This window comes from Roseateles sp. So40a (genome assembly GCF_048081605.1).
In the GTDB taxonomy this organism is placed as follows: Bacteria; Pseudomonadota; Gammaproteobacteria; order Burkholderiales; family Burkholderiaceae_C; genus Roseateles.
This window is the reverse complement of sequence record NZ_CP182288.1, coordinates 1,119,229-1,139,483: the sequence shown is the minus strand read 5'-3', so window position 1 is coordinate 1,139,483 and position 20,255 is coordinate 1,119,229. Positions and strand designations below refer to the sequence as shown.

18 protein-coding genes are annotated in these 20,255 nt (G+C 69.8%); 7 read left to right on the top strand and 11 right to left on the bottom strand.

Going from position 1 to position 20,255, the window contains the following annotated elements:
* Positions 1 to 173: 173 nt before the first annotated feature.
* Both ACNI65_RS05230 and ACNI65_RS05225 read left to right on the top strand, forming a co-directional pair.
* Positions 174 to 1,154: a hypothetical protein gene (locus tag ACNI65_RS05230; RefSeq protein WP_416761595.1), complete on the top strand. Its 981-nt coding sequence runs from the start codon at positions 174 to 176 to the stop codon at positions 1,152 to 1,154.
* Entirely contained in the window at positions 1,151 to 1,765 is a 615-nt protein-coding gene (locus ACNI65_RS05225; protein ID WP_416761594.1) for a hypothetical protein, read from the top strand. The genes ACNI65_RS05230 and ACNI65_RS05225 overlap by 4 nt, the downstream gene beginning before the upstream one ends.
* Here the strand turns inward: ACNI65_RS05225 and rng are convergent.
* From rng to ACNI65_RS05180, 9 genes are all read right to left on the bottom strand, one after another.
* On the bottom strand, positions 1,744 to 3,228 hold the full coding sequence (rng, locus tag ACNI65_RS05220; protein WP_416761593.1) for a ribonuclease G: 1,485 nt from the start codon (positions 3,226 to 3,228) through the stop codon (positions 1,744 to 1,746). The genes ACNI65_RS05225 and rng overlap by 22 nt on opposite strands.
* A 90-nt stretch (positions 3,229 to 3,318) precedes the next feature.
* The gene (locus ACNI65_RS05215; RefSeq protein WP_416763576.1) at positions 3,319 to 3,924 is read right to left on the bottom strand and encodes a Maf family protein; all 606 of its coding nucleotides are present in this window, start codon (positions 3,922 to 3,924) and stop codon (positions 3,319 to 3,321) included.
* Between the two features lie 12 nt (positions 3,925 to 3,936).
* Complete coding sequence (gene rlmH / locus ACNI65_RS05210) at positions 3,937 to 4,407, bottom strand: 23S rRNA (pseudouridine(1915)-N(3))-methyltransferase RlmH (RefSeq protein WP_416761592.1); 471 nt, start codon at positions 4,405 to 4,407, stop codon at positions 3,937 to 3,939.
* 4 nt (positions 4,408 to 4,411) lie between these two features.
* Positions 4,412 to 5,242 carry a ribosome silencing factor gene (rsfS, locus tag ACNI65_RS05205; protein ID WP_416761590.1) on the bottom strand — a complete coding sequence of 277 codons (831 nt, stop codon included), beginning with the start codon at positions 5,240 to 5,242 and terminating at the stop codon, positions 4,412 to 4,414.
* Positions 5,243 to 5,857, bottom strand: a complete 615-nt coding sequence (gene nadD / locus ACNI65_RS05200) for a nicotinate (nicotinamide) nucleotide adenylyltransferase (protein WP_416761589.1) — start codon at positions 5,855 to 5,857, stop codon at positions 5,243 to 5,245.
* A gap of 9 nt (positions 5,858 to 5,866) precedes the next feature.
* Positions 5,867 to 6,802 (bottom strand): oxygen-dependent coproporphyrinogen oxidase, encoded by a 936-nt coding sequence (hemF, locus tag ACNI65_RS05195; protein ID WP_416761588.1) that lies wholly within the window; start codon positions 6,800 to 6,802, stop codon positions 5,867 to 5,869.
* Positions 6,799 to 7,482, bottom strand: a complete 684-nt coding sequence (locus ACNI65_RS05190) for a 1-acyl-sn-glycerol-3-phosphate acyltransferase (protein WP_416761586.1) — start codon at positions 7,480 to 7,482, stop codon at positions 6,799 to 6,801. The genes hemF and ACNI65_RS05190 overlap by 4 nt, the downstream gene beginning before the upstream one ends.
* Before the next feature lie 6 nt (positions 7,483 to 7,488).
* A complete protein-coding gene (gene purD / locus ACNI65_RS05185; protein WP_416761585.1) occupies positions 7,489 to 8,772 on the bottom strand; it encodes a phosphoribosylamine--glycine ligase in 1,284 nt (427 codons plus the stop codon).
* Positions 8,769 to 9,494, bottom strand: a complete 726-nt coding sequence (locus ACNI65_RS05180) for a YebC/PmpR family DNA-binding transcriptional regulator (protein WP_416761584.1) — start codon at positions 9,492 to 9,494, stop codon at positions 8,769 to 8,771. Before ACNI65_RS05180 ends, purD begins: the two co-directional genes overlap by 4 nt.
* Positions 9,495 to 9,596: 102 nt before the next feature.
* On the opposite strand from ACNI65_RS05180, the gene ACNI65_RS05175 reads away from it, so the two are divergent.
* The 4 genes from ACNI65_RS05175 (at position 9,597) to ACNI65_RS05160 (ending at position 13,934) form a co-directional block, all read left to right on the top strand.
* Positions 9,597 to 11,159: a helicase HerA-like domain-containing protein gene (locus ACNI65_RS05175; RefSeq protein WP_416761583.1), complete on the top strand. Its 1,563-nt coding sequence runs from the start codon at positions 9,597 to 9,599 to the stop codon at positions 11,157 to 11,159.
* 141 nt (positions 11,160 to 11,300) lie between these two features.
* Complete coding sequence (locus tag ACNI65_RS05170) at positions 11,301 to 11,819, top strand: DUF6622 family protein (RefSeq protein ID WP_416761582.1); 519 nt, start codon at positions 11,301 to 11,303, stop codon at positions 11,817 to 11,819.
* A gap of 99 nt (positions 11,820 to 11,918) precedes the next feature.
* Positions 11,919 to 13,073 (top strand): sensor histidine kinase, encoded by a 1,155-nt coding sequence (locus ACNI65_RS05165; protein ID WP_416761581.1) that lies wholly within the window; start codon positions 11,919 to 11,921, stop codon positions 13,071 to 13,073.
* A gap of 27 nt (positions 13,074 to 13,100) precedes the next feature.
* Positions 13,101 to 13,934: a LytR/AlgR family response regulator transcription factor gene (locus ACNI65_RS05160; protein ID WP_416761580.1), complete on the top strand. Its 834-nt coding sequence runs from the start codon at positions 13,101 to 13,103 to the stop codon at positions 13,932 to 13,934.
* Between the two features lie 16 nt (positions 13,935 to 13,950).
* Here the strand turns inward: ACNI65_RS05160 and ACNI65_RS05155 are convergent, their stop codons facing one another.
* Positions 13,951 to 16,839: an Ig-like domain-containing protein gene (locus ACNI65_RS05155; protein ID WP_416761579.1), complete on the bottom strand. Its 2,889-nt coding sequence runs from the start codon at positions 16,837 to 16,839 to the stop codon at positions 13,951 to 13,953.
* Between the two features lie 242 nt (positions 16,840 to 17,081).
* On the opposite strand from ACNI65_RS05155, the gene ACNI65_RS05150 reads away from it, so the two are divergent.
* Positions 17,082 to 18,890, top strand: a complete 1,809-nt coding sequence (locus ACNI65_RS05150; RefSeq protein WP_416761577.1) for a glutamine--tRNA ligase/YqeY domain fusion protein — start codon at positions 17,082 to 17,084, stop codon at positions 18,888 to 18,890.
* Positions 18,891 to 18,915: 25 nt separating this feature from the next.
* Here ACNI65_RS05150 and ACNI65_RS05145 read toward each other — a convergent pair whose 3' ends face one another.
* Positions 18,916 to 19,956 (bottom strand): hypothetical protein, encoded by a 1,041-nt coding sequence (locus ACNI65_RS05145; RefSeq protein ID WP_416761576.1) that lies wholly within the window; start codon positions 19,954 to 19,956, stop codon positions 18,916 to 18,918.
* Positions 19,957 to 20,255 lie beyond the last annotated feature (299 nt).

Genomic DNA, 20,255 nt, shown 5'->3' with positions numbered 1-20,255 from the left:
AAGCGGCGTTCCACCCTCACGGATGAGGCGGTCGACCACTTGTTTGAGTAGTCGCACCGCCTGGATACCCAGATGAAGGCCATGGTGGGTTCGGGGCCCGATTTTCAGAATCGATCCTTTCGCGCGCCACGGCCGGCCACCGCCCGGACACGACGGCGCGCTCCGAGGACGACATGCGCCAGCCCTTCCCGCCCGATCCCGCCCCTTCGGCCAACCGCCCCTTCCACGTCCGCCTGGCACGCGCGCTGCTCGGCGGCCCCGCCTGCCGGCGGGAGCTGTTCGCCCGATGGCGGATCAGCGCCGCGCTGCGGCCCTGGCTGATCGCGCTCATCTGGCTGGGGTGCGCGGCCCTCTTCAAGGCCGCGATGGGCGCAACGCCCGCCCTTTCTCCCGACCCCTCTCCCTCCCCCGCCGCATCCTCCCCGCAGGCCTCAGCCTCAGCCTCAGCCTCAGCCTCAGCCTCAGCCTCCGCCCCGGCCTCCGAGCGTCAAGCCCTGACCCTGGTCCTTCCCTTCGGCGACGGCAGCGGCCCCGACGCGGTCGCCCGCGCGATCGCGTCGGCCTGGACCGACCGGACCGGCGAGCCCGTCGTCCTCGAGCGCCGCCCGGAGCGCCAGGGATACGCCGCCGCGCGACGGGTCGCCTCGGCCGAACCCGACGGTCACACCGTGCTGCTGACCACCAGTTCGTTGCTGGAGCGACCACCGCGTCTGTCCGATGACCTCTTCTCGCCGAAGACGGCGGCCGCCTCGGAGTTCACCGTGCTCGCGCGTGTCGGCCAGATGCCCTTCGTCTCCCTGTGGCCGGCCGGCCAGTTCGCGCAACGGCTCACGCCGCTGTCGCCCGCGCCGCTGCCCGCCGAGGCCTTGCGCGCGCTGTCAGCGCGAGCGGCGGGATCCCTCCCGGCGCTGGAGACCCCGCCGGGTCATGAGGACTTCGACGCGCTCGACCGGCGCGACATCGCCGACTGGAATGTCCTGCTCGCCCCGGCGCGTCTGCCAGCGCCCTTGGGGCAAGCTCTGCGCCGCGACTGGCAGGCGGTGCTCGCGGATCCCCGCGTGCGGCTGGCCCTGGCGCAATCGGGCACGGAACTCTGGGAGCGAATCCCCGCCACCCCGGCCGCCCCCTCCCCTGCGATCCAGGACGCGCGATGACCACGATCGCGTTCAAGCACCTGATCGCCGCCTCGGCGCATTTCCACCGGCTGGTGCGCGCGCAGATCGTGGTGGACGACGGCGTGGCCCATGCGCAGACGCAGATCCTGGGCGCGGCGCGACTCGCCGGACTGCTGATGTTCCGCGGTCTGCGGGTCGATTGCGCGGGGCTCGCGCCCGGGATGCGGGTGCCGTCGGACGAAGCTCGTCTGCAAGGCGAGCGGCTCATCGAGCTGCTGCTGATCTCCCTGCACCAGCTCGGCCATCCGACGCCGCGCGACACGCTGGATGCCCGCTGCGCGACCGCGTCGCTGTCGCGCCTGGCCTTCGTCGAGATCCACGAGCGGCTGACGGAGTCGGCGCTGGCCTACCTGGAGCGCTCGCCGATGGGCATGCGCGAGGCCGCGATGGCCGCCGTGGTGGCCGCGGCCGGCCTGATCCACGACCACGCCCCGGCGATGCCGCCGCATCAGGCGGCCGCGCTGGCGGCGCTGGGAGTCGAGGAAGGCCTGACGACCGTGCCCTGGCCGCTGTCGTCCGCGCGCGCCGAGGCGCTGATCTCCGGCTCCGGCCCCGGCTGGGAGCCGGCCTACATCAGGACGATGTCGTAATGCTCGGTCTGGTTGGTCGGCTCGGCGGTCAGCGAGATCGGCTTGCCGATGAAGTCCGACAGGCCGGCCAGATGCTGGCTTTCCTCATCCAGCAGCATCTCCACGACATTCGCCGCGGCGACGACGCGGAACTCCTTGGGATTGAACTGCCGTGACTCGCGCAGGATCTCGCGGAGGATCTCGTAGCAGATGCTCCGCGCGGTCTTGACCTGACCTCGCGCATCGCAGGTCGGGCACGGCTCGCAGAGCATGCGGGCCAGCGACTCGCGCGTGCGCTTGCGGGTCAGCTCCACCAGGCCCAGCTGCGTGAAGCCCCCGATCGTGACCTTGGTCCGATCGCGGTTGAGCTGCTTGCGGAATTCCTGCAGCACCGACGTCTTGTGCTCCTCGCGGGTCATGTCGATGAAGTCGACGATGATGATCCCGCCCAGGTTGCGCAGCCGGAGCTGACGCGCGATGGCGCCGGCCGCCTCCAGGTTGGTCTTGAAGATCGTGTCGTCGAAGTTGCGCGCGCCGACGAAACCGCCGGTGTTCACGTCGATCGTGGTCATCGCCTCGGTCTGGTCGATGATCAGGTAGCCGCCGGACTTCAGATCGACCCGCCGCGCGAGCGCCCGCGCGATCTCGGCGTCGATGTTGTGCAGGTCGAAGATCGGGCGTTCGCCGCGGTACAGCTCGAGCTTGGCGGTGGCGGACGGCATGTAGGTCTCGCCGAACTGGCGCACCACGTCGTACTGCAGCGTCGCGTCGATGCGGATGGAATTGGTCCGTTCGCTCGCGAGGTCGCGCAGCACGCGCTCGACCAGGCTCAGGTCCTGGAACAGCAGGCTGCCCGGCGGCATCCGCAAGGACTTCTCGCGGATCGAGGCCCAGGTCTTGCGCAGGTAGGCGATGTCGGCGCCGAGCTCTTCGTCGCTGGCTTCCTCGGCATTGGTGCGCAGGATGAAGCCGCCGGTGTTGTTGTCCGGCGCGCCAACCGCCACCAGCGACTGCATGCGCGCGCGCAGCGCGTCGCGGGCCTCGGGCGAGCCGATCTTCTGCGAGATGCCGATGTGGTTGTCCTGCGGCAGGTGCACCAGCAGCCGGCCCGCGATCGAGATCTGCGTCGACAGCCGGGCGCCCTTGGTCCCGATCGGGTCCTTGATGACCTGGACGGTCAGCGCCTGGCCTTCATAGACCTGGCGCTCGATCGGAATCGGCTGGCTGTTCTCGCCATGATGACCGCGCGGATTGACGCCATGCAGGTGCAGGTCGGCCACGTGCAGGAACGCCGCGCGCTCCAGGCCGATGTCGATGAAGGCGGACTGCATGCCGGGCAGCACCCGCGCCACCTTGCCGAGATACACGTTGCCGACGAGGCCGCGTTCCAGCGTGCGCTCGATGTGCAGTTCCTGCACGGCTCCGTTCTCGACCACGGCCACCCGCGTTTCCTGCGGGGTCCAGTTGATCAGGATGTCTTCCATGTTCTTTTGCTCCAGCGCTCTCGTCAGCCTTGGGGCTGGCGGCAACGCTCGAGTCGCCTTTTGAGGCAGACCAGATCGGCCTGCCTGCGATCAGACGGCGAATCCCGCCTCGCGCAACAACTGGGCCGTTTCGAACAACGGCAGGCCCATGATGCCCGAATAACTGCCGGCGATGTGCGCGATCCAGGCGGCGGCCTGACTTTGTATCGCATAGGCGCCGGCCTTGCCCATCGGCTCCCCCGAAGCCACGTAAGCGCGCAGCCGCTCCGTGCCGATCTCGGCGAAGCGCACCTGCGACACGTTCACCGCGCTCAGCACGCGGCCGTCCGGCAGCCCCAGTGCCACCGCGGTCAGCACGCGGTGCTCGCGTCCCGACAGGCTGGCGAGCATCGCCTCGGCGTGCCCGGCGTCATCCGGTTTGCCGAGGATGCGATCCCCCAGCGCGACGGTCGTGTCCGAGCACAGCACCGGTGCGTCCGGCAGTCCGCGTCGAACGCGCCGCGCCAGCGCCGCCGACAGCTTCGCGCCGGTGACACGGGCCACGTAGTCGTCGGGCGATTCGCCGTCGATGAGCACCTCGAGCGCCTCGGCGTCCTCCTCGGCATCGGGCAGCAGCAGTTCGTGGCGGATGCCGATCTGCTCGAGCAGCTGACGACGGCGCGGACTCTGCGAGGCGAGATAGATGAAATCAGGCAAGGCGCTCATGGCTCACTCGCGGTGGTACGGATGGCCTTCCATGACGGACCACGCGCGATACAGCCCTTCGGCCAGCAGCACGCGCACGAACGCATGCGGCAGCGTCAGGTCGGACAGCCGCAGCTTCTCGTCGGCACGCGACTTGATGCTCTCGTCCAGGCCGTCGGGCCCGCCGATGAAGATCGCCACGTCGCGGCCGTCGCCGCGCCAGGCCTCCAGCCGCGTCGCGAGCTGCTTGGACGTGACGCGCTCGCCGCGCTCGTCCAGCACCACGCGCCGCGCGCCCTTGGGGCAGGCGGCGTCCAGGCGCTGGGCCTCGGCGGCCATCAGTTGCTCGGTGGACTTGCCGGTGGTGCGCGGCTCGGCCTTCACCGCCTTGAGCTCCAGCCGCATCTCGGGCGGGAAGCGCTTGGCGAAATCCTCATAGGCCTCATCGGCCCAGGCCGGCATCTTCTGGCCGACCGCGCACAACACCAGCCGCACGGGGTCAGGCCTTGGCCTTGGACTTGGTGCCGGTCTTCACCGTGGTCTTCTTGGCCGCGGGCTTGGCGGCGGCCTTCTTGGCAGCAGGCTTGGCTGCGGGCTTGGCCGCGGCCGCCACCTTCGGCGACACCTTCTTCACCGCCGGCTTCTTGGTGCCGACCTTCACCGTCTCGACGACGTCCTTCTTGGCCGCCGGCTTGCGCGCGGTCTTGGCAGCCGGCTTGGCCGCGGCGGTCGTCTTCTTGGCGGGGGCCTTGGCGGCCGCGGTCTTCGTCGTCTTGGTCGCAGCGGCCTTGGTCGTCTTGCTCGCGGCGGACTTCGTGCCCGTGGCGCGCGTGGGCGCCTTCTTCGACGCGGCGCCGACGGTCTCGCCGTCCGCGGTCTTCGTCTTGGCCTTGGTCGACTTCTTCGCCGCGGACTTCTTCGCCTTCGGCGCGTCCTCGTCCTCGTCGTCCATCGGCTCCGAGGCCTTCACCAGCTTCGTGCCGCTGCTGCCCAGCTTGAGCTTGACCGGCTTGCCGCCCCAGATCTCTTCCAGGTGGTAGTACTGGCGGATCGCGGGCTGCATCAGGTGCACGACGGCCGCGCCGCAGTCCACGATGATCCACTCGCCGTTGTCCTCGCCCTCGGTGCGCATGACCTGCATGCCGCGCTTCTTGACCGTCTCCCGCACGCTGGACGCCAGCGCCTTGGTCTGCCGGTTGCTCGTGCCCGACGCGATGATCACGCGCTCGAACAGCGGCGACAGCCGCTCGGTGTCGAAGACCAGGATGTCCTGGGCCTTCACATCCTCCAGACCATCGACGATGGCACGTTCCAGTTTCTTGATGTCCATTCAGCTCTCACTGTAGAGACGGTGCCGGGCAATATACCCCGCCACCTTGTCGCCCACCACGGGCCCGACGTCAGCGCCCTCGGCCGCCCGCTGGCGCGCCTCGGTGGATGACCATGTCAGCGCCGGCATCGCGAGCCGGATCAGCCGATGCGGCCGTTCCAGCAGCGCCGCCGGCGCCCTTACCTCGTCCCGCGCGCGGGCGGCCACGGCCAACCCCACGCGCTCGACCAGTTCCTCCCAGCCGTGCCAGCTCGTGAAGCCGGCCAGCTGGTCCTGTCCCAGGATCAGCCAGAGCGTGTCGCCCGGGCGTTCCTGCTGATACTCGCGCACCGAGTCGAGCGTGAAGCTCGGCCCCGCGCGCCTGATCTCGCGGTCATCGAGCACGAAGCGCGCCGATCCCGGCGCGCGTCCGCCCTCGTCCTCGATGGCGAGGCGGACCATCGCGACGCGGTCCTCGGCGCTGGCCATCCGGCGTCCCGACTTCTGCCACGGCTGCCCGGCCACGACCCAGCGCACCTCGTCCAGCGCGAGCTGGTCGAGCGCGGCGCAGGCCAGCGCGACATGCGCGCGATGCACCGGGTCGAAGGACCCGCCGAACCATCCCACCTGAGCCACGCGCCGTCCTCAGAACCAGAGGTGCGTCGGCACCTCGTCGGCCCAGTCGCGCGGGCGCAGGAAGTCGCTGTACAGCCGCGCCTCGGGCGAACCCTCTTCCGGATGCCAGTCATAACGCCAGCGCGCCACCGGCGGCATGGACATCAGGATCGACTCGGTGCGCCCGCCCGACTGCAGCCCGAACAGCGTGCCGCGGTCGAAGACCAGGTTGAACTCGACGTAGCGTCCGCGGCGATAGGCCTGGAAGTCGCGTTCGCGCTCACCGTAGGCCAGGCCGTGGCGGCGCTCGACGATGGGCTCATAGGCCGGCAGGAACGCGTCGCCGACGGATTGGAGCATGCCGAAGGCCTGATCGAAGCCGCCCTCGGCGTAGTCGTCGAAGAAGATGCCGCCCACGCCGCGCGGCTCATTGCGGTGCTTGAGCTGGAAATACTCGTCGCACCATTGCTTGAAGCGCGGATAGAGCGCGGCGCCATGCGGCTCCAGCGCGGCGCGGCAGGTCCGGTGGAAATGCTGCGCGTCTCGCTCGAAGCCGTAATACGGCGTCAGGTCCATGCCGCCGCCGAACCACACGACGGGCTCGCGATCGGCGGGCAGCGCGGCGAACATGCGCACGTTCATGTGGACCGTCGGCACGAACGGGTTGTGCGGGTGCAGGACCAGCGACACGCCCATCGCCTCGAACGGCGCGCCGGCGAGTTCCGGCCGATGCGCCGTCGCGGACGGCGGCAACACCCGGCCCCGCACATGCGAGAAGTTCACGCCGCCGCGTTCGAACACGGCGCCGTTCTCGATCAGCCGCACCAGGCCGTCGCCCTCGAGGCGGCCGCCGGGTTCGCGCTGCCACGCGTCGACGAGGAACTCCTGGCCATCGAGCCGTTCCAGCGTCGTCACGATCCGCTGCTGCAGACCGAGCAGGTAGTCGCGCACCAACTGCGTGTTCATCGGGGATCTCCGTCCTTGCCTGATTCGTTGTTCACGGGCTCGTTGTTCCCGGGTGCCTCGGGGCGCAGCCGGATCAGCCCGGCCTGCTCCGGGCGTTTGCCCTGGCGCCCCTGCAGCACCTGCGCGAAGAGCGCGAAGTCCTGCTCGGCGTCGCCGCTGACCTCGACGAAGTCGGTGAACAGCACCTGCTTCGTGGCGAAGTCGAAGGACGCCAGGCCGACCGGCACCTCGGCCTGCACGGCCACGTGATACGCGCCGGACTTCCAGTGGTCCACATAGCCGCGCGTGCCCTCGGGCGCGACGATCAGCCAGAACGAGCGGCCGGCGGCTTTGGCCTCGCGCATCTGGCGCACCGTGTCGCCGACCATGCCGTTGGCCGAGCGCCGGTTGATCGCGACACCGCCGATGGCGCGCATCCAGTGGCCGATGACCGGCAGCCGGAACAGGCTGTCCTTGGCCCAGAACTTGAGCTCGAACCCCAGCGTCCACTTCGTCAGCACGCCCACCGGGAAGTCCCAGTTGGACGTGTGCGGGTACACCATGACCACGCCCTGCCGCGCGGGCAGGCCGTGGCACACGACGCGCCAGCCGAAGAGCCGCAGGATGCCGCGCGCCAACGCGCTGCCGGCCGGCATCGGCGTCAGCGGGCCGGTCCAGCGGCGGGGAACGGGTGGGGCCACGTGTGGTCAGCGCTTGATCGCGCGGTAGCCGATGTCCTGGCGGTACTGCTTGCCGTCGAACTGGATCGACTGCGCCGTCGTGTAGGCGAGCTGCTGGGCGTGACGCACGGCCTCGCCCAGCGCGGTCACGCACAGCACGCGGCCGCCGCTGGTCACCAGCTGGCCGTCCTCGCGCATCGTCGTGCCGGCGTGGAAGACCATCGCGTCCTCGCGATCCTCGGGCAGGCCGGTGATCGCGTCACCCTTGCGCGGCGACAGCGGATAGCCGCTCGCGGCCATCACGACGCCCAGCGCGGCGCGGCGGTCCCACTGCAGCTCGACCTGGTCCAGCGTGCCGTCGGTCGCATGCATCAGCACCTCGAACAGGTCGCTCTTCAGACGCATCATGATCGGCTGCGTCTCGGGGTCGCCCATGCGGGTGTTGAACTCGACCGTGCGCGGCTGTCCCTGCGCGTCGATCATCAGCCCGGCGTACAGGAAGCCGGTGAACGGCGCGCCGTCGCGAGCCATGCCCTGGATCGTCGGCATGATGATCTCGTGCATCGCCTTGGCGTGGACATTGGGCGTCACGACCGGCGCGGGCGAGTACGCCCCCATGCCGCCCGTGTTGGGGCCCTGGTCGCCGTCCTGCAGGCGCTTGTGGTCCTGACTGGTGGCCAGCGGCAGGACGTTCTTGCCGTCGCACAGCACGATGAAGCTGGCTTCCTCGCCTTCGAGGAACTGCTCGATGACGACGCGGGCGCCGCCCTCGTTGTGCACGACGCCGAGCTTGTTGTCCGCCAGGATCCAGTCGATCGCCTCATGCGCCTCGGTGAGCGTCATCGCCACGACGACGCCCTTGCCCGCGGCCAGGCCGTCGGCCTTGATCACGATCGGTGCGCCCTGCGCGTCGACGTAGGCATGCGCCAGCGTCGCGTCGCTGAAGGTCTCGTAGGCGGCGGTCGGGATGCCGTGGCGCTTCATGAACTCCTTGGCGAAGGCCTTGGAGCTCTCGAGCTGCGCGGCGGCCTTGGTCGGGCCGAAGATGCGCAGGCCGCGGGCGCGGAACTCGTCGACGACGCCGGCGGCCAGGAAGGCCTCGGGGCCGACCACGGTCAGCGCGATCTTCTGCTCGACGGCGAAGTCGGCCAGCGCCTTCACATCGGTGATCGGGACGTTCTTCAGCAGCGGATCGCGCGCGGTGCCGCCGTTGCCGGGGGCCACGAAGACCTGCGTGACGCGCTCGCCCTGCGCCAGACGCCAGGCCAGCGCGTGTTCACGGCCGCCATTGCCAAGGACCAGGACCTTCATTCGGACAGGCTCGCGTTGTGATAGACCTCCTGGACGTCGTCCAGGTCCTCGATGACGTCGAGCAGCTTCTGCATGCGCGCGGCGTCGTCGCCCGCGAGGTCGATGGTGTTCTCGGCACGCATCGTGACCTCGGCGATCTCGGCCTTCAGGCCGGCGGCTTCGAGCGCGTTCTTCACCGCCTCGAAGTCGGACGGCGCGGTCAGCACCTCGATGGCACCGTCGGCGTCGGTGACCACGTCCTCGGCGCCGGCTTCCAGCGCCACTTCCATGACCTTGTCCTCGGAGGTGCCCGGGGCGAAGACCAACTGGCCGCAATGCTTGAACTGGAAGGCGACCGAGCCCTCGGTGCCCAGGTTGCCGCCGTACTTGCTGAACGCGTGACGGACCTCGGCGACGGTGCGCACGCGGTTGTCGGTCATGCAGTCCACGATGATGGCCGCGCCGCCGATGCCGTAGCCCTCGTAGCGGATTTCCTCGTAGGTCACGCCGTCGAGGTTGCCGGTGGCTTTGTCGACGTTGCGCTTGATGTTGTCGGCCGGCATGTTGGCCGCCTTGGCCTTCTCGATGGCCAGGCGCAGGCGCGGGTTCATGGCCACGTCGGCGCCGCCGGCGCGGGCCGACACGATGATTTCACGCGTCAGACGGGTCCAGACCTTGCCGCGCTTCTCGTCCTGGCGGCCCTTGCGGTGCTGGATGTTGGCCCATTTGGAATGCCCTGCCATGTCCTCGTTCTCCTATGAACGACGGCCCGGAAAAAGTCCGGGCCGGCGCTGTTGATGCTTCGTTAGACTGCGATTTTAGCTTTTTGCCTCTGGAGATTCCGCATGGCCGACCCGATCCTGCTGGCCCGCCACGGCGACACCGAGTGCCAGCTGCTGCCCGCGCTGGCCAATCGCCACGGTCTGATCACGGGCGCCACCGGTACCGGCAAGACCATCAGTCTGCAGAAATTGGCCGAATCGTTCAGCCGGATGGGCGTCCCGGTCTTCATGGCGGACGTCAAGGGCGACCTGACCGGGATCTCGCAGGCGGGCGCACCGTCGGCCAAGCTGCTGGCGGTGCTCAAGGAACGCGGCATCGACGCGCCCGAGGCGCTGGCCTGCCCCACGACGCTGTGGGACGTGTTCGGCGAGCAGGGCCATCCGGTGCGCGCCACGGTCTCCGACCTCGGTCCGCTGCTGTTCTCGCGGATGCTGGGGCTCAACGAGACCCAGGCCGGCGTGTTGCAGATGGTCTACAAGATCGCCGACGACCACGGCCTGGCGTTGCTGGACCTGAAGGACCTGCGCGCGATGCTGCAGCACGTGGGTGACAACGCCAGCCAGTTCACGACCGAGTACGGCAACGTGTCGGCGGCCAGCGTCGGCGCGATCCAGCGCGGGCTGCTGCAGATCGAGGCGCAGGGCGGGGACAGGTTCTTCGGCGAGCCGATGCTCGACATCCACGACTTCATGCAGACCTCGGACGGGCTGGGCGTGATCAACATCCTGGCCGCGGACAAGCTGATGGCCGCGCCGCGGCTATACGCGACCTTCCTGCTGTGGATGCTGTCGGAGCTGTTCGAGACGCTGCCCGAGGTCGGCGACCTGGACAAGCCCAAGCTGGTGTTCTTCTTCGACGAGGCCCATCTGCTGTTCAAGGACGCCCCGGCGGCGCTGGTCGAGCGCATCGAGCTCGTCGTGCGGCTGGTGCGGTCCAAGGGCGTGGGCGTGTATTTCGTGACGCAGAACCCGCTGGACATTCCGGACACGGTGCTGGGGCAGCTTGGCAACCGGGTGCAGCACGCGCTGCGGGCGTTCACGCCGCGCGACCAGAAGGCGGTCAAGGCGGCGGCGGACACGATGCGGCCCAAGCCCGGGCTGGACATCGCCGCCGCGATCACCGAGCTGGGCGTGGGCGAGGCGCTGGTGAGCCTGCTCGACGAGAAGGGCCGGCCGTGCATCACCGAACGGGTGTTCGTGCTGCCCCCGGGCAGCCAGATCGGCCCGATCACGCCGGAGCAGCGCAAGGCGCTGCTGAGCGGATCGCTGGTGGCGGGGGTGTATGAGAAGCAGGTCGACCGGGAATCGGCCTATGAGAAGCTGACTGGCCGGGCCGCGGCATCGGCCGATGCGGCGCCGACGCCTACGCAGGCCGGTGCGCCCGCGTCGGGCCGGGGAACGGTGCCGACCCAGGCGCCGGCCGCGGACGATGGCGGCGGGCTGTTGGGCGGGCTCAAGGACGTGTTGTTCGGCAGCACCGGTCCGCGCGGCGGACGGCATGAGGGGCTGGCGGAGACGGCGGCGAAGTCGGCGCTGCGCTCGATCGGATCGTCGGTCGGCCGGGAGATCGTGCGCGGGGTGCTCGGCAGCCTGCTCGGCGGGTCGTCGACCAAGCGCAGGCGCTGAACGTCCCGCTCCGAGGGCCCGGTCGCGACGCCCGGCGGCGCTTCGCGCCGTGTCCTGACAGTTCGTCGCGGCGCGCTGGGCGCCGCAGGCCGGTTCCGGAACAGTCGACCCCATCGACAACGACCCGCCCCGGAGCCCGCCATGCACCCCGCCCCGATCGAGATCCTGACCCACATCCCCAAGTACGTCTGGATCATCCTGCTCGTGATCGCCATCACCGGCATCAAGCAGAGCCGCGACACCGCCATGCGCGCCCGTCGCCTGGTGATCCTGCCCGCGCTGTGGCTGGTCTTCAGCGCCTGGGGCGTCGACAAGGCCTTCGGCCTGGACGGCCTCCCCGGCCTGGCCTGGCTGGCCGGCATCGGCCTGGGCGTGGCCGCCCTGCGCGCGCTGCGCTGGCCCGGCCAGGTTCGCTACGAACCCGCCACCCGCCACTTCATCGTCCCCGGCAGCTGGATCCCGCTGGGCCTGATGCTGGGCATCTTCTCGCTGAAGTTCGCCTCGGGCCTGAGCCTGGCCCTGCATCCGGACTACGCCGCCCACGCCGAGTACGCGATCCCCTTCAGCGCCGCCTTCGGCCTGTTCAGCGGCGCCTTCCTCGGCCGGGCCATCAACATCCTGGCCGCCCGCCCCCGCGGCGTGGACGCGGTGACCGCCTGAGCCTGACCTGACGGGGCCAGGCCAGGCCGGGTTTCTCCTGCCCGCTCCGCGCCCGCCCCGGTCCATTCCGCCCCGCCCCATCACCGACACTCCGCCCTCATGCGCCTCCTGCCCCTCTCGCCTCCGCTGCGCTGGATCCTGCGGCACGTGCTGATCGTCCTGTCGCTGACGGTGATCGTGTCGCTGGCGCTGGTGTCGGTGTTCCACCAGCCGATCGGTCCGACGCTGGTCTACTGCTTCTTCATCTCGCTGTTCTGCGCGGCCACCATCAACCTGCTGCGCTACGGCCTGGGCTGGATCCGCTGGCGCGTGCTCGACCGCCTGGGCCGCGCCCCGGCCGAGCCCTTCGACTGGCCGGGCTGGCCGCTGATGCTCGTGTGCCTGGTGCTGGGCACTGCCGTCGGCTACAGCCTGGGCGTGGAGGCGGCCAACTTCGTCACCGGCCTGCAGGAGCGCAGCCTGCTGTCGAGCCCCCTGCGCCGCGTGCTCAGCGTCATGGTGATCGCGCTGATCCCGGGTTTCGGCGCCACGCTGTTCTTCCTCTACCGCCACCGCATCGCCGCCGCCGAGGCCCACGCCGAGACGCTGCGCCGCCAGGCCGCCGAGACCCAGCTGCGGCTGCTCGAGTCGCAACTCGAACCCCACATGCTGTTCAACACGCTGGCCAACCTGCGCGTGCTGATCGGGATGGACGCCGACCGCGCCCAGGCGATGCTGGACCACCTGATCGCCTTCCTGCGGGCGACGCTGTCGGCCTCGCGCGTCGAGCGCCATCCGCTCCAGGACGAGTTCGGCCGGCTGGAGGATTACCTCGCGCTGATGCAGGTCCGCATGGGTGCGCGGCTGCGTGCCGAGTTCGAGCTGCCCGAGGCGCTGCGCGACGTGCCCGTGCCGCCGCTGCTGATGCAGCCGCTGGTCGAGAACGCGATCAAGCACGGCCTCGAACCCCACGTGGGCGGCGGCACGCTGCGGGTGCGGGCGTCGGCCGTGGACGGCGAGTTGTGGCTGGACGTCGACGACGACGGCGCCGGTTACGACGCGGCGGCCCCCGCCACGCCCGGTGGCGGCTTCGGCACCGTGCAGGTCCGGGAGCGGCTCGCCGTCGCCTTCGGCCCCCGCGCGCGGTTGGAGCTGTCCCGGCTGGACCTCTCGCGGCCGGCCGGCGGCGGCACCCGCGCGCGCATCCGGCTGCCGATGCCCTCGCCCATGCCTTCCACCGCGACCGCGGCCACGTCTGCTGCCACGTCCGCCTGAATCCCCTGTTCTCCTGGAGACGACCCCATGCCCACCGCCCTGATCGCCGAAGACGAGGACCTGCTGGCCGCGCACCTGCGCCAGGAACTGAAGGCCCTGTGGCCCGAGCTGCAGATCGTGGCGATGGCCACGCACGGCGAGGAAGCCGTCGCGATGGCGCTCGAGCACCAGCCCGAGGTCTGCTTCCTGGACATCCGCATGCCTGGCATGACCGGACTGGAAGCCGCCGCGCAACTCGCCGACGACTGGGACGACCGGGACGGGCGGCCTTTCCCGCTGCTGGTCTTCGTGACCGCGTATGACCAGTTCGCGTTGCAGGCCTTCGAGCGCAACGCGGTCGATTACGTGCTGAAGCCCGTGCAGCGCGAGCGCCTGTCCCAGACGGTCGACCGGCTGAAGGCCGCGCTGGCCCAGCGCCAGCCCGCGCCCGCCGCGCTGGAAGCCACCCTTGCCCAGTTGCGCGGACTGCTCGGCGGCGCGCCGCTGCCCGGCGCCTCCAGCACGGCGAGCGCTTCGAACGCGACCGGCGCCGCGCCGCTGCTGCGCCACCTGCAGGTCGGCGTCGGTGACGCGATCGTGATGGTGCCGCTGGACGAGGTCGTCTACCTGGAGGCGGCGGACAAGTACGTGCGCGTGCTGACGGCCGATCAGGAATACCTGGTGCGGATCTCGCTGCGCGAGCTGCTCCCGCAGCTCGACGCGCAGCGCTTCTGGCAGGTGCACCGCGGTCACATCGTGCATGTGGACGCGATCGACCGGGTGCACCGCGACGACACCGGCAAGCTCACGCTGCGGCTGCGCCACCGGCCCGAACGCCTCGCGGTGAGCCGCATGTACGGCCACCTGTTCAAGGCGATGTGAGCCGGCGGGCCGGCGCTCAGATCACGAAGGTCCCGCCGGACGCCAGCAGGATCTGCAGCTCGGTGCCGGACGTGCTGCTGACCAGGATCCGGTGATCGAAGGCGTCCTTGTTGTCCGGGTAGGTCTGCCCCAGGCCGTCCCGGTCGATCCACAGCGAGATCGTCCCGTCGGCCAGCACCTCCTTGCGGAAGTAGCGCGCGCGGTCCGCCGGCTGGTCGACGTTCAGCGCGCTGAACGCGGCATCACGGATCTCGATCACGTCGCCCTGTCGCTTGTCGTAGCCGTGAATCCAGTCGATCTTGCTGGAGTTGGCGTTTTGCGTCGACAGGCTGGCGAAGACGAAGTGATCGGCGTTGGCGCTGCCGAACAGGTGATCGGTCTTGTCCGAGGTCGCGAAGGCGGCCCAGTCCTTGCGCGTGGCGTTCCAGGTCGAGGTCGCGAGGTTCATGTCCGGCGGCGTCGCGGAGTCCCGGGTCTCGAGCGCATTCGCCACCAGCCCGTTGGACGACCCGGATCCGGTCAGCGACACGAACGAGGCATTGCCAGCCGTGTCGATGGCCAGCGCCACATACATCTCGTTCTTGCCTACGAACCACTCCTTGCCGGTCTGGCCGGCGGGAACGATCAGGCTGTTCGACGCCGTCGCGTGGGCGAGATAACTCTGCGCCGTGCCGTCGTTCATCGTGCCTACGGGCACCAGCGCGATCTGCACGTCCTCGCTCGGCTTGAAGGCCCAGAAGAAGTTCGCCGACGGTTGGACCTCCTCGGTCCAGACACCGGACACCGTGGGCGGCGTGTGATCGGCCGTCACCTGGACCACCGTCTCGACGCTCCAGTTCCCCGCCTGATCCTGCTGTTTGACGCGGACCTCATGCCGCCCCTCGGCCAGTCCGGCCAAGGACAAGGCGCTGCCGGTCCCGAGCTGCCAGTCGGCTTGCCCGTCCACGCGGTATTGCCAGGTCGCCCCCGGTTCCACCCCCCACGCGAGGGTCGCATCCGCGCTGACGCGGCCGGTCGTGTAGAAATCGGTGCCATCGGCGCGCACGGCCTGGAAGCGGTCTCGCGCGGGACTGTGCACGGTCACGGTGGGCCGCTCGGCGTGGGTGTCGAGCGTGAAGTCCAGCTGTCCCAGCGGGCTGACGTTGCCGGCACCGTCGGTCTGCTGCACGCGCACGGACTTGGCGCCATCCGCGCCCAGGTCCGCCGCCGCGATCGAGTCGCCGCGGCCATCGATCCAATGCAAGCCATCGAGGCTGTACTTCCAGGTGGCGCCGGTCTGCAGGCCGGCGATCTGGATCCGGCCATCGCTGGTGATGCCATCGGTGGCGCTGATGCCGGTGTCACCTATCAGGGTCGGCACAGGCGCTGACGCGCCCAGCGCAATCTGCACGTGGACGACCGTGTCCGTGGTGTTGCCGGCAGCGTCGCTGACACGCACCTCTACCCGGTGCAGCCCGTGAACCTGCAGCTGGATCGGGTCGACGATCACGCCGTCGCTGGGGCCCGCGGTCCACGCACCGTCGTCGACTCGATAAGACCAGCTCGCATCGGGCGGCACACCGGTCACCGCCAGCATGTGCTCTCGCGTGATCCAGTCGCCGGGTGTCCCGGTGTCCTCCAACAAGGTCACGCGCGCGGCGGGGGGTGGCGTGCGGTCCAAGGTGAACGCCATCAGGGAGGACGCCTCGTTGCCCGCGGCGTCGGTCTGGCGGATCTCCACGCGCTGGGCGCCATCCGCCAAGCCATGGAAGGCTTGCGCCTCGAGTCGGTCACCGCTGCCGCGGTACCACTCGCCGCCGTTCAGCCGGTACTCCCAGACGGCGCCTGCTTCCAGGCCGGCGACGGTGACGGTCGGGTCGCTGGTCAGCTGGTCGTGGGCGGTGCCGGTGTCCCTGGCCAACGCCAGTTCGGGCGAGGCCACCTGCGTATCCAGGCCGAAGGCCAACGCGCCCGCTTCGCTGCGTACTCCTGCCGGGCTGATCTGGACGACCGTGAGCGTCTTCGCGCCGTCAGCTCCCAAGAGGCCAGGCGTCACTGTCGAGCCGCTCCCGGCCAGCCAGCTCTGGCCACCGTCCAGCGAATACTCCCAACGCGTGCCGGCCTCCAACGCGCCGATGCGAACCTCGCCCGCGGCGCCCAACACGTCGGTCCGCGACGCCCCCGGCGAATGCAGGACCAGCGTCGGCGTGCCGGGCACGGGCGGGGGCGGGGGCTTGGTGCCTTCGTCAGGCTTGGTGCCTTCGTCGGGCTTGGTGCCTTCGTCGGGCTTGGTGCCTTCGTCAGGCTTGGTGCCTTCGTCGGGCTTGGTGCCTTCGTCAGGCTTGGTGCCTTCGTCAGGCTTGGTGCCTTCGTCAGGCTTGGTGCCTTCGTCAGGCTTGGTGCCTTCGTCAGGCTTGGTGCCTTCGTCGGGCTTGGTGCCTTCGTCGGGCTTGGTGCCCTCGTCAGGCTTGGTGCCCTCGTCAGGCTTGGTGCCTTCGTCGGGCTTGGTGCCTTCGTCGGGCTTGGTGCCGGTATCGGGCTTGTGATCGCTGTCCGGCTTGGGTTTCGAGTCGGTCGACACCTCCTTGTCGCCTCCCGCGGAGAGGAACACGGCGGACCCCGACGCCAGCGTGGCCCCCAGCAGCCAGGTCACCATCGCCGTCACGGATTTCTCCGTCGAACCGTCCGATGCGATCGGCGCCGCCGCCACATCCTCACGATCGTTCGCTCGCTCGTCGGCAGGGAGGCGGTCGGCGGACACGACCGGGGTCTCGGGCGGGGTGTCGGTCGGGCGGGTGTCGTCGTCGGAGAGCGTCGAAATGTCGTCGTCGACGCGGACGTCATCCATCTTCTTGCCCCGTCGCTGGACCAGCGCGGGAGAAGGGTTCGCCACGGTGGACGTCGGAGCAGATTTCGGTGAGTTCATGACTTGATTCAGAGGAGAGCGTGCCAAAACCGGAAAGTCTCCAAGCCGAGTGCGCTATTCGCCATGGCCTAAAACAACGCGATCACGAACGACTTCACCCAAACGAGGCTACTCGCCCCATCAATCTGAGCCCCCTGGGGCGGAGGTCCCTCCGCGATGGAATCCCGAACATTTCCCTCCCCGATGGCGCCCACCCTGCCCCACGTAGAATCCACGGCCTCATTTCGAGACTTCATTCATCGATGTCCAGCCACGACAAGACCGCCGACGCCGCCGCCGTCAAACCCAGCAATTTCCTGCGCGCGATCATCGAACGCGACCTGGAGCAGGGATTCCAGCCGGCGCGCCACTTCGCCGGCAGCCCGGGCGACGCGGCGCACCACGCCGCCGGCCCGCTGGACCCCGCACGCATCCGCACGCGTTTCCCGCCTGAGCCCAACGGCTACCTGCACATCGGCCACGCCAAGTCCATCTGCCTGAACTTCGGACTGGCCCGGGACTACGGCGGCATCTGCCACCTGCGCTTCGACGACACCAACCCGGAGAAGGAAGAGCAGGAATACGTCGACGCGATCAAGGAGATGGTCGCGTGGCTGGGCTGGACCTGGGACGCCAAGGACGGCGCCGGCCGCGAGGTCGACCACCTCTTCTACGCCAGCAACTACTTCGACTTCATGTACCGCGCCGCCGAGTACCTGGTGTCGCAGGGCCTGGCCTATGTCGACGAGCAGACGCCCGAGGAGATGCGCGCCAACCGCGGCGACTTCGGCACGCCGGGCAAGGACAGCCCCTTCCGCTCGCGCTCGCCCGAGGACAACCTGGTCCGCCTGCGCGAGATGCGCGACGGCCGGCATCCCGACGGCGCGATGGTGCTGCGCGCGAAGATCGACATGGCCTCGCCCAACATCAACCTGCGCGACCCGGCGCTGTACCGCATCCGCCGCGCCACGCACCACAACACCGGCGACCAGTGGTGCATCTACCCGATGTACACCTACGCGCACCCGATCGAGGACGCGCTGGAGTGCATCACCCACAGCGTCTGCACGCTGGAGTTCGAGGACCAGCGCCCGTTCTACGACTGGCTGGTCGAGCACCTCGCCGCGGGCGGCCTGCTGGCGCGTCCGCTGCCGCACCAGTACGAGTTCGGCCGCCTGAACCTGACCTACGTCGTCACCAGCAAGCGCAAGCTGCGCCAGCTGGTCGAGGAAGGCCATGTCGACGGCTGGGACGATCCGCGCATGCCCACGCTGGTCGGCATGCGCCGGCGCGGCTACACGCCCGAATCGATCCGCGCGATGGTCGAGAGCACCGGCGCGTCCAAGACCAATGCGTGGATCGAGTACTCGGTCCTGGACGGCTACCTGCGCGCCGACCTCGAGGGCAAGGCCGCCCGCGCGATGGCGGTGCTGGACCCGGTGCCGCTCAAGCTCGAGAACTACGCCGAGGTCTTCGGCTCGCTCGATCACCGCGAGCCGTGCAGCGCCCCGGCCCACCCGCATGTGCCGGAACTGGGCACGCGCGCGTTCAGCCTCGGCCCCACGCTGTGGATCGAGCGCGAGGACTTCATGGAGACCCCGCCCAAGGGCTACCACCGCCTCTTCCCGGGCAACAAGGCGCGGCTGAAGTACGGCTACGTGATCGAGTGCACCGGCTGCGAGAAGGACGCCGACGGCCAGGTCACCGCGGTCCTGGCCAAGCTCGTCCCCGACACCAAGAGCGGCACGCCCGGTGCCGACGCGGTGAAGGTCAAGGGCGTGATCACCTGGGTCGGCGCGCACGAAGGCGTGGCCACGGAGCTGCGCCTGTACGACCGCCTGTTCACCGAGGCCCAGCCTGACGCGGGCGAACGCAACTTCCTGGAGCTGCTGAATCCGCAATCCAAGCGCGTCACCCGCGGCTACCTGGAGCCCTCGCTGAAGTCGGTGGCCCCGGACACCAAGGTCCAGTTCGAACGTCATGGCTACTTCGTCGCTGACCAGGTCGACCACCGCACCGAGGCCCCGGTGTTCAACAAGATCACCGGCTTGAAGGACAGCTTCGGCAAGTGAGCCGGCCCGGCCCCCTCGCCTGGGCTCAGGCCGTGAGCACGGCGCCCCCGCCTCCGACACCCGGCTGACCCGGCAAGCCGAGCAGGTCGAGTTGCGGCGCCGGCGGCGAGACGGTGTCCAGCGTGAAGAGCAAGGACTTCGACCCGCCGGCATTGCCGGCTCGGTCCACCGCCACCGCATCGACCGAGAGCAGGCCCTGGAGGTTGTCGAACCGGGAGGCGGGGATCTCGTTGCCCTGCAGCTCGAACCACGGCCCTCCCTGGATGCGCACGCGCAGCACCGCGCCGGTCTCCAGCCCCTCGATCACCACCGTGGGGTCCGACGTCAGCAGATCGCTGTCGCTGCGGCCCGTGTCGTGCTTGAGCCGCAGCGTCACGCGCTCCGGCGCCGTGCGGTCGAGGTCGAAGGTCAGTTCCGCCGTCCCGTGGTTGCCGGCCCCGTCGGTCTGCCGGACCAGCAAGGTCTTGCGCCCCTCGCCGCCCGCCTTCATGGCCTCATCCCCCGGAATCCGATCGCCGCTGCCCGGCTGCCAGGTGTCGCCGCCGTCGAAGCTGTAGGACCAGCTGGCGCCGGGCTCCAGCCCCTGGACCCGCACCGTGCCGTCGCGGGTCGTGGGCGTGCCGTCGGGCAGGCTGCCGGCGGCGAAGACCTGCAGGCCGAGCACGGATTGAGCGGGGTGATCCGGAGACCCGCCGTCGGCCGGCCGCTCGGACGGACCGCCCAGCACGGGCAGCGCGGCCGAGGCCGAGGCCGGTCCACCGGCCGCGGCGGCCAGGGCACCCAGCCCCAGCCCCCCGCCCAGCAGCAGCACACCGAGGCCGGGACGATCCTCATCGCGTTGACCGTCGGTCTGGCCCTCGGCGTGCCTGACGTGCGCGGCCAGGTTGGGATCGACGGCGGGGTTGATGGCGGGGTCGAGGGCCGGGTTGAGGGCCGGGTGGAGGCTCAGGTCGACAGGCGCCTCGGCGTCCTGGTCGAGAGGATCCGTGGCGATGTCGTCGTCCGCATCACGGGCCGCGCGTGTCGTCGTCGGGGACGTCGAGGGGATCGAGAGAAATCGGGTCATGGGCAACTCCAAGGGTTGAGCAAGGGAGCCCCCAGTGTTGGCATTCAGGCTGTCGAGCGCATCAGCCCAGACCGGTAGCGCGAGCGCGTTTGGGCCCGGACTCCAGTAGGTGGACCGACTTGTTCCCGTGTAGGCCGCGTCCGCCGCTCCCCGCCCGCTGTCCGTCCGCTGTCCGCCGAAGTGTCCGCGGACACTCGATCGCTACGCGACGGTTCGTCCAAGTCCTTGATTCGACGGGGAAATCGTGCGTCCACCGCCTTGGCACGCGCCTTGCGAACAAGTGCGACATCGATCACACG

Bases quoted from the DNA above. Each gene is read 5' to 3' on its own strand.
- ACNI65_RS05230 (WP_416761595.1), top strand. From the start codon at position 174: ATGCGCCAGCCCTTCCCGCCCGATCCCGCCCCTTCGGCCAACCGCCCC.
- ACNI65_RS05225 (WP_416761594.1), top strand. From the start codon at position 1,151: ATGACCACGATCGCGTTCAAGCACCTGATCGCCGCCTCGGCGCATTTC.
- rng (WP_416761593.1), bottom strand. From the start codon at position 3,228: ATGGAAGACATCCTGATCAACTGGACCCCGCAGGAAACGCGGGTGGCC.
- rsfS (WP_416761590.1), bottom strand. From the start codon at position 5,242: ATGGACATCAAGAAACTGGAACGTGCCATCGTCGATGGTCTGGAGGAT.
- hemF (WP_416761588.1), bottom strand. From the start codon at position 6,802: ATGAACACGCAGTTGGTGCGCGACTACCTGCTCGGTCTGCAGCAGCGG.
- purD (WP_416761585.1), bottom strand. From the start codon at position 8,772: ATGAAGGTCCTGGTCCTTGGCAATGGCGGCCGTGAACACGCGCTGGCC.
- ACNI65_RS05180 (WP_416761584.1), bottom strand. From the start codon at position 9,494: ATGGCAGGGCATTCCAAATGGGCCAACATCCAGCACCGCAAGGGCCGC.
- ACNI65_RS05175 (WP_416761583.1), top strand. From the start codon at position 9,597: ATGGCCGACCCGATCCTGCTGGCCCGCCACGGCGACACCGAGTGCCAG.
- ACNI65_RS05170 (WP_416761582.1), top strand. From the start codon at position 11,301: ATGCACCCCGCCCCGATCGAGATCCTGACCCACATCCCCAAGTACGTC.
- ACNI65_RS05165 (WP_416761581.1), top strand. From the start codon at position 11,919: ATGCGCCTCCTGCCCCTCTCGCCTCCGCTGCGCTGGATCCTGCGGCAC.
- ACNI65_RS05160 (WP_416761580.1), top strand. From the start codon at position 13,101: ATGCCCACCGCCCTGATCGCCGAAGACGAGGACCTGCTGGCCGCGCAC.
- ACNI65_RS05155 (WP_416761579.1), bottom strand. From the start codon at position 16,839: ATGAACTCACCGAAATCTGCTCCGACGTCCACCGTGGCGAACCCTTCT.
- ACNI65_RS05150 (WP_416761577.1), top strand. From the start codon at position 17,082: ATGTCCAGCCACGACAAGACCGCCGACGCCGCCGCCGTCAAACCCAGC.
- ACNI65_RS05145 (WP_416761576.1), bottom strand. From the start codon at position 19,956: ATGACCCGATTTCTCTCGATCCCCTCGACGTCCCCGACGACGACACGC.